A 12,193-nucleotide genomic window follows, 5' to 3' on the forward strand; every position below is an offset into this window, starting at 1 on the left:
CCATGCAGCCCGGTGACCACACCCCAAATTACACCTCATTGACGGACGTGACCCCGGTTGGCGTGGGTGATCCAGCTACCAGGAGAAGCTGCTGCGCGATACGACAGCTTTGCAATCCTGTGCTCGTCCAAACGACAGGTTCGTCTGCCCATGAGGACACTCATTAGCCACTGCGCGATATCGTGAAGCTTAAGGTCCGGGCATGACTGCAAAAGGCGAAACGCACAATTGGCGCGCAGGCAGAAGCCGCAGTGCAGCGATAAGAAAATGATCGACAGCAATAGCGTATTTTGGCATAGTAAAGGCACGGTCTGAAATCGGCGTTTTGATGCGCAGGGAACTCGGCGTGGGAATTACGACAGCGGAAAATTATTTAAATTTCTTATCCGATACATAGACTTAACTTCGTTAAACCTCCGTCTCCGCCACTTCCTGTTACACAGCCCAGCCCTGATGGTCAGCAGCCTCGAAGGACACGGGACTGTCTCTGCTGTTGCCTAGCAGAAGAGCTACCGAAATCACCTGGCGCGGGACACGCAGGCGTCGGGAGCGAGCCGAGCTGTCTGGCCCCAACGGGATGGATCCCCTTCAGGAATGCGCAGGGAGTGGGCATGCAGGAGTTTCGGTAGCCGAACCGCGTTCCGGGTCGGCTTGACTTGCCCCAGCCGACATCTGGCCGCGACGCCATGAGCCGGCGTCGTCGAGCAGAACCTCACATCTGGGCCGCAGGCGGGGATGAAGGACGCCACCACGCCACTATACCGAGTGGGTCGTGGCAGCTTGCGCATGGCTCGAAGCGCGCGGGCATCGCCTGCAAGGGGTTCGGACGACGCTGCTCGCAACCGCAAGCCAGGCACGTGGTCCTGTCACCGTTCCGCCGGATCAGCCCCGCCTGCTCGAACTCGCGGAGAATATCGGCAAACAGCGTTGCCGAGACCGGGTCGTGCGCGCGACCCGTCACGTTGCAAAACGAGCGATAGATTTGCGAGAGGCTGCGCTGGCTGTCGATCTCGAACCACAGCGCCTCGATGGTTTCGTCAACCTCGAGGCGGCTATGCCCATTGTGGATCATGCGGATATCGCCCCTCGAATCGGGATAGAAGCGAAACACCGCCGAGATCTCCCTTACCACTTCAGGCATAGACCCGCCTCAGGGCACAGTCGGACCAGTAGAGCACCTGCCGCACCAGCGTCAGCACTTCGTCCATGGCGGGCTCTTCCAGCCCGAGGCCGAGCACACGATAGCGCAGATAGATGCTGAGCGCATTTTCGGCCTCAGGCGATGGTGGCATCGACCGAAGCGATCTGATCCGCCATTTTCCGAGTGGATTGGTGAAACCATGCGCAAAGCGGATGGCATCCACGCTATGGTCGATGATGTCGAACAGGCGCAGCAGCACCTCGGCCGGATCTCCGCGATCAACCATCCCTTCAAGATCGAGCGCGGCCCCGTCGATCTTGTGCATGCAGCGCTTGATCATGTAGCGGCGGAAATCGCAGGCCTGCGCGGCGGCAAGCAGCGCGCGATAGGCGGGTGTGTCGAAGAGCGGGACCGCGTTCAGAAGGCGATGGATCAGCAGCTCCTGCCGCTCGTCAATGCGCTCTGCGACAAAGTCGACGGGAATATCGAGCGCAGCAATTTCCGCGACCGGCGAGGAGATGGTCCCAGTGTGGAGATATTCCAGATCGATCCGGCGAGCTTTGCCGAAGATCATGTTGATCAGCATATGATCCTTGCGGACGACATGATCGATGCCGTCCAGCGCCAGCTCGCTGACGATCATGACATCGAGATCGGAGGTCTTGTTGCCAAATCCCTCCACCAGCGATCCTGCAAGAAAGATGGCTCCATGCTCGATGAAGCGCTGCGGTATTGCCGGGAGAAATTCGCCCATGTCGACGCCGAAGCGCTGGCAAGCTGCCATGGAAGCATGGGTCGGTAGAGGATGAGTTGTGCCCTGCATTCTACTTGCGAATGACGCCAGGAGGGACAACAATCAAACTATTACACTGATACCGGACATTGGCTGCGGATGAATATCCGCAGCCAATACCACGATCAGGCGACCACGTCTGCGCGAAGCGTACGCAAGGTAGCAGCGAGTTCATTGAGACGGGATTCGACGACGTCGATCTTCTTCGTCACCATCTGCTTGCGATCAAGATACGCAGCACGAGTCACATTTTCAGCCTTTGCCATCATAAATCTCCATTCGAATCATTGTTTTGAATATTGCCCGAACAAACAACTCTGACTGCAGCTAAATTGAATTAGCTACACCAAATTTTCTGGCAATGTTTGCAAGCAGCTTACATGGTCACTATACAAAACACCATCAGATTGTCAACAATGATTCAATAGCCGTATCGACATACTGAATCGTTTCGGCTAAAGATTGAGTATTGTTCATGTTCGTTACGGAGAGGTGTGCAATGACCGGCAAGGGTTCAGACATCCGCATGAGTCGTGCGGTCTACGATCCGGCGATCCGCGAGGCGCTGACGCTCGGAGAGGTCGGCCGGATGAAATCGGTTCTCAAGCGCGCCAGAAAGGTTCAGGCGGAGACCGGAAACCTCTCAGCCGGAATTGCCGACCTGGAGGCGGCCATCGCCAGGCTGGAGAAACGCTGACAATGGTCCCGCAGGCGGAGCTGCCGCATGCGCGCTTCTTCGGTTCGGCGGATCAGCGCGGGCGCGTACCCGTCAGCGTCGTCTGGGAACTGACCCGGGCCTGCGACCTGTCCTGCTGTCACTGCGGCTCGAGGGCCGGAAGGCGCGCGCGTGCGGAACTGTCGAGCGTCGAATGCCTCGATCTTGTCGATCAGCTTGCCGAGCTCGGTGCGCGGGACATCGGCCTGATCGGCGGCGAAGTCTATCTGCGGCGCGACTGGCTGGAGATTGTTCGGCGCATCCGCCAATCGGGCATGGATTGCTCGGTCCAGACCGGCGGGCGGTTCTTCACTCCGGCTACGCTTGATGCCGCCATCGAGGCCGGCGTCATGAGCATCGGGGTGTCGCTCGACGGCGTCGGCCAGACCCACGACCTGCAGCGCGGGGTGCCGGGCAGCTTCGAGGCGGCGCTGGCGCTGCTGCACCTGGTGGCAGGGCGGCCCATCATGGCGAGCGTGAACACGCAGATCAACCGTCACACGATGATGCAGCTTCCCGAACTGCTCGATGTCCTGATCGCAGCGAAGGTCTCCAACTGGCAGCTGGCGCTGACCGTCGCGATGGGCAACGCCGCCGACAATGACGACCTGCTGCTCCAGCCTCATGACCTGCTCGCATTGTTTCCCCTTCTTGCCAGCCTTCATGACCGTGCCGCCGAAAACGGCATCGTGCTGCAGCCATCGAACAATATCGGCTATTTCGGCCCCTATGAGGAAAAGCTGCGCCTGGTCGGCGATATCGCGGCGCACTGGACCGGCTGCAGCGCTGGCGACAATGTCCTGGGCATCGAAGCGGACGGCAATATCAAGGGCTGTCCGGGGCTGTCGCGCGACTATGTCGGCGGGAATGTGCGTGACGAGCCGTTGCGGCTGATCTGGGACCGCGCCGAGCGACTGGCCTTCACCCATCGCGCGACGAAGAGCGACCTGTGGGGCTATTGCGCGCAATGCTATTATGCCGAAATCTGCATGGCCGGATGCACATGGACAGCGCATTCGCTGATGGGGCGGCCGGGCAACAATCCGATGTGCCATTACCGCGCGCTGGAGTTCGCGCGGCGCGGCAAGCGCGAAAGGCTGGTCAAGGTGGCCGATGCGCCGGGCCATGCCTTTGACTACGGACGCCATGCGCTGGTGGTGGAGGATATGCCGCTATCCGGCCGGACGGTGCTGTCGTGACCGCCGGACGAGTCGCCCCCTCTCTGCTATTGTGCCGGTCCTGCCGGCAGTTCGTATGGCCCGAGGAGAAGGTCTGCAGCCACTGCCAGAGCGATCTGGCCAAGGCCGAACGCGATTATCTGTCGGCGCTCGATATGGCCCGCGCGGCGGCAGAGCGGCTCGAGGCTGCCCTCAACGCCGATCATCTGCCCCAACCCGACCGGCAAACCGGAGCCAGGGCAGCCATGGGCCAGAGAGCATCCGGCTCGTTTTCATGAACCCAGAAAGGGCGTGCCGTGTCCGTTCGTCAACCACGCGAAATGATCCTCGGGGCCTATATTTCCTACGGGACGGGGCATCACCCGGCCGCCTGGCGCATGGACCGCAGTTGCGCCGATGCGGCGCAGAACATCGATCATTATACGAGTCTGGTGCAACACGCCGAAGACAATCTCTTCGACTTCATCTTCCTGAGCGACACCCCCTCGGTGTTTGCAGATGACCATCTGGGTTATGGCAGCAGGGTTGTTGTCTTCGAGCCGCTGACATTTCTCGCCGCCATGGCAGTCCAAACCCGCCATATCGGGCTGATCGCGACTTCTTCGACGTCCTACAAGGAACCGTTCAACCTTGCGCGCGAATATGCTTCTCTCGATTGGATTTCGGGGGGGCGCGCGGGCTGGAACCTGGTGACCTCGTCCAAGGCGGGGGCTGCGGTCAATTTCGGCCAAGCCCCGCATCCCGAGCACGAGACCCGATACGATCGTGCCGAGGAGTTTTTCGATCTGACCTGCCGCTTCTGGGACAGCTGGGAAGATGACGCCTTCCCACGCGACAAGGCGAGCGGCCTTTTCTACGATCCGGCCAAGCGCCACCCCGTTCATTTCGAAGGGCAGCATTTCCGGATCGCAGGTGGCTTGCTTAACATCGCGCGTCCGGTGCAGGGGCGGCCCGTCATCGTCCAGGCGGGGGCATCCGCGACGGGGCGCGACTTTGCCGCACGGCATGCCGAACTCGTGTTCACCGCTTCGGGCAGCATCGAGGATGCCCGCGAATTCTATCGCGATGTCAAGGCACGGGCCGCGCGCCATGGCCGCGATCCGGATCAGCTGAAGATACTGCCCGGATGCAGCCCCTATTGTGGCCCGACCGCAGACCATGGCCGACGCAAGCTGCAGGACCTGCAGGACAAGGTGGCGCCGGGCCTCGCCGTGTCGATGCTGTCCGACCTGCTGGGAGGATTCGACCTCTCGCCCTATGACATCGACGGCCCGTTGCCCCCACTGCCCCCGTCGAATGGAAACCAGAGCCGCCGGGCGATGATCGAAAAGCTCGCCGCACAGCAAGGTGCCACCATCCGCAGCCTGTACGAACGCCTGGTCGTCGCGCGGGGCCATTTCATGGCGATCGGGTCGTACCAGGACATCGCGGACGAACTGGTCGAATGGGTGGCGACGGGGGCCGCCGACGGATTCAACATCATGCCGCCACAGATGCCCGATTTCCTCCATGACTTCTCGCAAGGGGTCATACCCCTGCTGCAACGCACTGGCTGGTTCAAGCAGGCCTATCGCGCCGGCACGCTGCGCGACAAGCTGGGCCTGGACCGCCCCCGGCATCCCCGGGCGCGCGCTTCGGTGGAGTAGCGACAGCCCGGTTTCGCTTCGATCGAACCGGGCCGTGTCAGCCCGCTTGCGCCCTGATTGCGGGGACTTCGCCCAGAAACAGTTCGGTGACATACGGAATCTCGATCGTGCCGTCGCGGCCGAACGTGGCGAGCAGATCCCAGATCGCCTGATCGACCAGCGCGCGTCCCCTGGCCCTCACCGCCGCGGCGACCTTGCTCGAGGAATGCGCCATCCCGAGAAAAGCTTCGCCCGTCATCTCGCGGATCCACTCGGCTTGGTGGACGCGGATACGCGTGAAACCCTGGTCCTCGAGCTCCTGGCGATAGTCGAACGCGCGATAGTTGCGGCTATAGCCGGGGCTGCTGCCTTCCAGCAGCGCTTCATAGGCGCTGAGGAATTCCGATGTCTGCCAGTTGCGATTGTTCTGGATCAGGGCGATCGCCCCATGAGGCCGAAGCGCGCGCCTTGCCTCGGCATAGAAGGCCGGTCGGTCGAACCACTGCGCCGCCTGAGCCGCCATGATGAGTGCCGCCGCGCCATCATTGACCGGCAGATGCTCGGCTTGACCACGGACGAATGCGATGCGCGGATCGTCGACGGCCTGCGCCTGTTCGAGCATGCCGCCCCCCGGCTCCACCCCCAGGATGCGCCACCGCCGATCGAGGACATGCGCCAGCTGCTGCGTGGCGATGCCGGTACCAGCGCCGACATCCAGCGCCAGCAGAGGGCCATCGCCCTCAGGTTCGATCGGCGAGACATAACGCGCCAGTTCATCGAAGAGGGACTCAGGGTAGCTCGGCCGAAACTGCCGATAGCCGCCGGCAATCTCGTCAAAGGCTTCAAGTCTTTCCTTATCCATTTTCTCGGTCTGGCATGAGGGCGAGCGCCTTGCCAAGCAGGCGCGTCGCATCGTCCAGTTGGTTCACCGGCACGGCCAGCGAGATCACCTTCCCGCCAGCTGCACTCAACCTGTCGAGGATATGGCCGAGCTCGGGAGCGTTTCGAGGGATCGGAAGGCCATGCCAGGGCAGGAACGAGGGTTCATGATCGTCGAATGCCGATGCGCGCAGGCAGCTCAGAGCCTGTTCCCGATCTGCGCCGTCAAGGTCCAGCTGGCGAAAGACAGTCCGCTCGATGTCGCGCGAAACCTGGCACAACACGATGGCTGCCAGCTGCCCTGCGTTGCGATACGGGCGTCCATAAACCTCTCGCAGCCAGCGCATGGGGTAGGTTCGCTTTCCCGCCTTGTCGAACCGATCGCTGAGCTGCATCCCCCAGCGCCGCGTACGATAGGCGCAATCCTCCGCTTCATAGCGGCGTGCGGCGGCCGCCAGCGACGCATCACCCTGCAGGTGACCCTCGCAGAAGCTGGCATAGGAAGGCCAGGAACGCGTTTGCAGCGATGCATCCGGCAGGACGAGGAAGCGATCATTGGCAAAAGGATGGCAGCCCGTGTTCGCCAGCATTCGCGTCATCAGCGTCGTCTTGCCGGCCATCGAAGGGCCGACAAAGGCGACCAGGCGATCGCCGCAAGCCACCGCGCTACCATGCAGCATGTTGCCGGGCGGGCGATGATAGAGCGCCAGGCTGCGAATGGCGTGAAATATGCCCTCGGCGGCAAATCGCGCATCCACATCATGCCGCACCCCGATGCCCCAGCTGCGGGGGCCCATCCGTTCGATCGAGAGGCCGCGGGTCGGCCAGACATGCATCACGCGCGCAGCATCGGTCAGCCCGCCGAAATCCCAATACGGATGTCTGGTGCGGTGCACGGCGACCTTCTCGGTTGGTGATGCCGGAAGCGTCGCAACCCGGCGGACATGAAAGGCAAGGCCGTCGCCCGCAGCCATAGCCGCTGCCTCCCCAGGCGCATAAGCCCCCATGAAGGCGTGCGTGATGCTGGCGAATTCCGGTTCCTCCACATCAAGGCGGATCGGGATATCGAGGATCGCAAAATGCACGCTGTCGCCTCGGCCCGGGTCCGCTGCGGTGCCATGGGCAAGCAAGGCGGTTTCGTCGCGGATCATGCCCCGGCTGCCCCGTTGGGACAGTAGCGCCGTTCCGCCGCCGTCACCTCCGCATAGTCAAACAGGTCGAACACCTCTTCCATCGCCACGATCTTGTTGGAGATGCCCTGCACAGACCGTTGCGAAGAGACCTGGTTGCACACCTCGGACATGGCAGCCACGCTGGCCCGGATCATGTGATTGGCCCAGATGACAAGACCGAAGCCGGACGCTTCGAAGAGCTCGCAGGGCGTTTCGCTATAGGTCGTCGGGACAGCGATGAGCGGGGTGCGCCCAGCCCAGTGCAGCGCAAATTCAAGCACCTGATCGGCCGTCTTCTCTTTTGAATGGATCAGGATCGCATCGGCCCCGGCGAGCCGGTAGCGTTCCGCCCGCTCCAGCGCCTCGTGCATGCCGGCACCGACGACAAGCGCTTCGGTCCGCGCGACGATGCAGAAGTCGTTCGACAGCTGGCTGTCCTTTGCAGCCCGGATCTTGCCGCAAAATTCCTCGGCATCGATCAGGACCTGGCGTCCATTCACGAAGGAGTTCAGCTTCGGAAAGGTCTTGTCCTCGATACAGGCGCCGCCGACGCCCATCGCACTCAGCCGGCGGACGAGCAGGCGAAAATTGTTGAAATCGCCAAATCCCGTATCGGCATCGACCAGGATCGGCGTATCGGTGACCTCGCGCATTCCCTGGAGCACATCGATGAGCTGCGTCGAGGAGACTTCGTTGCGATCGCGCTTGCCCAGCGCCGTCGATATCGAGAAGCCCGAGGCCCAGACGACATCGAATCCCGCATTGCCGACAATTCTCGCCGCCAGCGGATTATGGGCCTCCATTGCAAATGCCAGCCGATCCCGTGCGAGCAGCCGCTTCAACGCCGCGCCAGCATCCGGAACAGCGTTACCATTGCCGAGCATGCCATTCACGATCCTTCTCCCTGACTTTGAAGGCTTTGGCGAGAGAGCTTTTTCGCCGCGACATGGCGCAGCAGGCCTCCGGCCCGGTAGACGTCGAGAAGCAAGGGCGGAGGAGGCGAAAATGCGACGGTCGCGCCTGGGCAGACGATCTGTCCTGCGGCGAGGTCGATCTGGACCAGGTCGCCCTCGCGACAATCGTCCAGGTCGGCTTCGATCGCCGGAAGCGCCAGGTTCCAGCAGTTGCGATAGAATATCCGCCCGAACGCCGGGCCGATCAGGGCACCGACACCTGCGGCCATCAGGGCGCTGACCGCCTGTTCCCGCGAACTGCCGATGCCGAAGACAGAATCGGCAATGATGCAGTCGCCAGGGGCAAAGGGGGCAAAACCAGGTGGCAGGAAATATTCGAAGACGTGTTTTGCGAGTTCATCCGGATTGGTGGATGCGTGCTTGTAGCGCGCCGGAAGGATATCGTCCGTCGACACGGCCCCCGAAATCCGTCTTGCCCGCAATTGCATCATGAGGCGTGCTCCGGTTGGTCGGCACGGTCATGATCATGCGAGACATTGTCTGTCGGTGTCAGACCTTCAAGTTCGGCGAGCGAAGGGATATGCCCCAACAGGGCCGTTGCCGCAGCAACCAGGGGAGACACCAGCACGATCCGGGCATGCGGATTGCCCATGCGACCCAGGAAGTTCCGGTTCATCGTCGAGACAACCAGATCCCCATCCGCAGGCACATGTCCCTGTGTTCCTACGCAGGGGCCGCAGCCCGCCGGGGTTACCAGCGCACCGGCGGCTATCAGCGTTTCGACATGGCCGTGTTGCAGCGCCTGAAGATGGATGTTGCGCGTGCCCGGCGTCACCACCAGCCGCAATCCCGGTGCTATGCTGCGACCGCGCAGCAGGCGAGCGACCGTGCCTATGTCTTCCAGCCTCGAATTGGCGCAGCTGCCAACGAAGACACAGTCGACAGGCTCGCGGTCGGCCTTGTCTATCGATCGTCCGGTCGAGATTGCATGCCCGTCTGCAAACTGGGGCTGGAGCCCGTCGAGCTGGATGACCATCTTGCGGGCGCCGTCCTCGGCATCAGGGTCGATCCGCATCATTCCGGCCGGGCAGCCCTGCCAGGCCGAGACGAAACAGCATTTCGCACCCAGTTCGACGGACATGTTGGCAACCGTGGCCGCGCCTTCGGCGTCGAGCGATTCGATCCATTCGCCACACCATTCGATCGAGCGATACAGAAATGCCTCGGGCGTGTTCGTCGCCAGAATATGCAGCATGACGTCCTTCGGCGACGCGTGGCGCGAAGGGCGGCCGCGCAATTCGATCCGCACGGTTTCGGGCACCCGCAACCAGGTCCTGCCTTCGGCCATCGCGCAGGCGATGTCGGTCGCGCCCATCCCCAGCGCCAGCGATTGGAAGGCTCCGCCGGTGCAGGTATGCGAGTCTGCGCCCAGAACCAGCCGCCCCGGCCTGAACCATTGCTGCTCTGCAGCCAGCAGATGGCTGATTCCCGAGCCGACCGGCACCATCTCGATGCCCTGGCGCGCGGCGAAGCGCTCGGCATCCTTGACCCTGGAGGCCATGAGACGGTCGGGCGCCAGCACCGAATGGTCGCAGACAAACCGGATCCGCGATGCATCGCCGACATGCAGGCCGTGCAGTTCGAACAGGCGGGCGATGGTGGGCACATTGCCGTCCTGTGCATAGATCCAGTCGACCTCGACCTCGACAATGCTGCCGACTTCGGCCCTCGCTTGCCGAGCGTGATCGGCAATGATCTGCTGCACCAGCGTCATGCCACCGCGGCCTCGCTCGCAATCCTGCGATGGATGGCGACCAGCTCTCCGGCTGACAGCGCCCGCTCCTCCTCCATCGCGAATTCACGAACCGCGCCGAGGCACTGGCGGAGTTCGCCCGCATCGGCCTCGATCCCCTGCTCGCGCAGCACATATCGGATCGCTTCGGTCCCCGAATGCTTGCCGATGACGATCTTTCTGGTGCCGCCGACCTCGGCCGGGTCGAATGGCTCGAAGGTATTCGCGTTGCGGACCACGCCCTTGACGTGAATTCCGGATTCATGGGCGAACACGTTGTCCCCGACAACCGGATGCCATGGCGGCGGCGCATGGCCGGTCGCTCGCGCCAGCAAGTCGCTCAGAGCCTTGAGCTGGGTGAGGTCCAGACCCAGATCCACGCCGTGAAAGTCGCGCAGGCACAGGGCAACCTGAGCAATGTCGGCCATTCCGGCGCGTTCGCCGATCGCATTGACCGTGGCATGGAAATAGCGAGCCCCCGCCTCGAGACCGGCCAGCGTATTGGCCGTGGCCAGACCGTAATCGTTATGGGCATGGCATTGCAGGTCGATCGGCACCGCCTTCGCGATGCTCGCCACCACCGCCGCGTACCGGCTTGGTGAAAGAATGCCGATCGTGTCGGAAAGCCGAAGCCGGTCCGCGCCCGCTTCCTTCACCGCGCCGGCATAGTCGATCAGAAACGAGGGGTCGGTCCGCCCGACATCCTCTGCGCTGATCGACACAAAGGCCCCGCGATCCTTCGCGACGCCGATCAGTGTGCTGGCCTGCTCGACCAGCCAGCCGCGGTCACGCCCCACGCTGTGCTTCAGATGCACGTCCGAGGCCGGCAGGCCGATATGGATCGCACGAAAACCCAGGTCCAGCGACTGCACCACATCATCCAGCTTCCCCCGGTTCCAGCCGATCAGCATCAGGTCGGAGCCGCGTTCGAGCAACTCCCGGATGACGGCAAGCTCGCTGCCCCCCATGGCGGGAATGCCGACTTCCATCCAGCGCACGCCCAGCGCACGCAAAGCCGTGAAGATGGCGATCTTGGTATCACGACCGAATGCAACGCCTGGGGATTGCTCTCCGTCCCGAAGCGTCGTGTCCTCATATACAATATCGTTGCGCACCAGCCATTGCTCCCGTCAATACGGTCAGCCATATTTCCGACTATGGATCGACTCTCTTTGAGAAATATTCCGCTGATTCGAGTAACACTTTAAGTGTCTTTCAAATCTGAAAATTTGTCAAATGAATGATAAGAAGCAACATCGGCGCTTAATACGGTTTAATGATTGAACGTACTTGACAATGCTCAAAATCTGCCAAGTCATGGCGGAAACGGTTCTGAAATAACGTGAAGCATCTTGCGCGATGGCTGGCCATGCGATTTGTCGGCAAAGGGCTGGCTTGCCCGGCCCTGCTGCGGAGAGGCAACGCGTCGCAGCGATACAGGTTCAGGCGGCGCGGATCTGCTCGACGAAATGGCTGCTTTCGGCGGCCAGCTGGCGGGCCCCGTCGAACACGCGCTTGGCAATGCCGAGCATGGCTTCCGCCCTTTCCGCAGCGCTCTGAGCAATGCCGTTGATCGCATCGGCATCCACGCCTGTCGCCCGGCTGGCGTCATGGGTTTGTGCGGCGTTGAAGGCGATCAGCTGCGTCGCCGATCGTTGCAGGGCAACCGCGCCCTGAATTTCGGCCGAGTTCGAGGCGATGCGCGCAATCGCGGTTTCGACGCGAGCATGGCCGCAAGACACTTCGTCGACCGCATTCCCGATTTCATCGACATAGGCACGGATGCGATTGGCGGCGATGGCGGTCTGATGCGACAATTGCTTGATTTCACCGGCGACCACGGCAAAACCGCGCCCAGCGTCGCCTGCGCGCGCAGCTTCGATCGTCGCGTTGAGCGCCAGCAGGTTCACCTGACGCGAGATTTCGCCAATCAGGTCGATCACCGATTCGATCGATGCCGCCGAGACGCGCAGATCGGCAGTAC

General features: G+C 62.2%; 14 protein-coding genes. 4 read left to right on the forward strand and 10 right to left on the reverse strand.

From position 1 onward, the window contains the following. Nucleotides 1-712 precede the first annotated feature (712 nt). The 3 genes from AX735_RS10545 to AX735_RS25065 all read right to left on the reverse strand — a co-directional run bounded on the left by AX735_RS10545 (nt 713) and on the right by AX735_RS25065 (nt 2,200). Nucleotides 713-1,141: a hypothetical protein gene (locus AX735_RS10545; protein ID WP_066279523.1), complete on the reverse strand. Its 429-nt coding sequence runs from the start codon at nt 1,139-1,141 to the stop codon at nt 713-715. Continuing rightward, complete coding sequence (locus tag AX735_RS10550; protein WP_066279528.1) at nt 1,134-1,925, reverse strand: hypothetical protein; 792 nt, start codon at nt 1,923-1,925, stop codon at nt 1,134-1,136. Before AX735_RS10550 ends, AX735_RS10545 begins: the two co-directional genes overlap by 8 nt. Before the next feature lie 134 nt (nt 1,926-2,059). Next, entirely contained in the window at nt 2,060-2,200 is a 141-nt protein-coding gene (locus AX735_RS25065; protein WP_156447466.1) for a hypothetical protein, read from the reverse strand. 233 nt (nt 2,201-2,433) lie between these two features. Between AX735_RS25065 and AX735_RS10555 the strand changes: the two genes are divergently transcribed. Genes AX735_RS10555 through AX735_RS10565 form a run of 4 tightly spaced genes read left to right on the forward strand, consistent with a single transcriptional unit; the run spans nt 2,434 to nt 5,473 of the window. Next, entirely contained in the window at nt 2,434-2,631 is a 198-nt protein-coding gene (locus tag AX735_RS10555) for a DUF1843 domain-containing protein (protein ID WP_171007825.1), read from the forward strand. Between the two features lie 2 nt (nt 2,632-2,633). Further along, on the forward strand, nt 2,634-3,848 hold the full coding sequence (locus AX735_RS10560) for a radical SAM/SPASM domain-containing protein (RefSeq protein WP_066279533.1): 1,215 nt from the start codon (nt 2,634-2,636) through the stop codon (nt 3,846-3,848). After that, entirely contained in the window at nt 3,845-4,105 is a 261-nt protein-coding gene (locus tag AX735_RS25070; RefSeq protein WP_137775986.1) for a hypothetical protein, read from the forward strand. The genes AX735_RS10560 and AX735_RS25070 overlap by 4 nt, the downstream gene beginning before the upstream one ends. Nucleotides 4,106-4,123: 18 nt before the next feature. Next, nucleotides 4,124-5,473, forward strand: a complete 1,350-nt coding sequence (locus AX735_RS10565) for an LLM class flavin-dependent oxidoreductase (protein WP_202189547.1) — start codon at nt 4,124-4,126, stop codon at nt 5,471-5,473. Between the two features lie 37 nt (nt 5,474-5,510). On the opposite strand, the gene AX735_RS10570 is transcribed toward AX735_RS10565, so the two are convergent. The 7 genes from AX735_RS10570 to AX735_RS10600 form a co-directional block, all read right to left on the reverse strand. Beyond that, nucleotides 5,511-6,314: a class I SAM-dependent methyltransferase gene (locus AX735_RS10570; RefSeq protein WP_066279544.1), complete on the reverse strand. Its 804-nt coding sequence runs from the start codon at nt 6,312-6,314 to the stop codon at nt 5,511-5,513. Then, nucleotides 6,307-7,482 (reverse strand): hypothetical protein, encoded by a 1,176-nt coding sequence (locus tag AX735_RS10575; protein ID WP_066279552.1) that lies wholly within the window; start codon nt 7,480-7,482, stop codon nt 6,307-6,309. Before AX735_RS10575 ends, AX735_RS10570 begins: the two co-directional genes overlap by 8 nt. Continuing rightward, nucleotides 7,479-8,387 carry a phosphoenolpyruvate mutase gene (gene aepX / locus AX735_RS10580; RefSeq protein ID WP_066279561.1) on the reverse strand — a complete coding sequence of 303 codons (909 nt, stop codon included), beginning with the start codon at nt 8,385-8,387 and terminating at the stop codon, nt 7,479-7,481. Before aepX ends, AX735_RS10575 begins: the two co-directional genes overlap by 4 nt. A 5-nt stretch (nt 8,388-8,392) precedes the next feature. Beyond that, a complete protein-coding gene (locus AX735_RS10585; RefSeq protein ID WP_082751035.1) occupies nt 8,393-8,908 on the reverse strand; it encodes a LeuD/DmdB family oxidoreductase small subunit in 516 nt (171 codons plus the stop codon). Continuing rightward, the gene (locus AX735_RS10590) at nt 8,905-10,191 is read right to left on the reverse strand and encodes a 3-isopropylmalate dehydratase large subunit (RefSeq protein ID WP_082751036.1); all 1,287 of its coding nucleotides are present in this window, start codon (nt 10,189-10,191) and stop codon (nt 8,905-8,907) included. Before AX735_RS10590 ends, AX735_RS10585 begins: the two co-directional genes overlap by 4 nt. Beyond that, complete coding sequence (locus AX735_RS10595) at nt 10,188-11,324, reverse strand: homocitrate synthase/isopropylmalate synthase family protein (protein WP_202189550.1); 1,137 nt, start codon at nt 11,322-11,324, stop codon at nt 10,188-10,190. Before AX735_RS10595 ends, AX735_RS10590 begins: the two co-directional genes overlap by 4 nt. A 327-nt stretch (nt 11,325-11,651) precedes the next feature. Further along, nucleotides 11,652-12,193 (reverse strand): methyl-accepting chemotaxis protein (locus tag AX735_RS10600; RefSeq protein ID WP_446471805.1); only part of this gene is annotated, 542 nt, incomplete at its 5' end.

It is taken from the genome of Blastomonas sp. CCH1-A6 (assembly GCF_001556365.1).
Lineage (GTDB): Bacteria > Pseudomonadota > Alphaproteobacteria > Sphingomonadales > Sphingomonadaceae > Blastomonas > Blastomonas ursincola.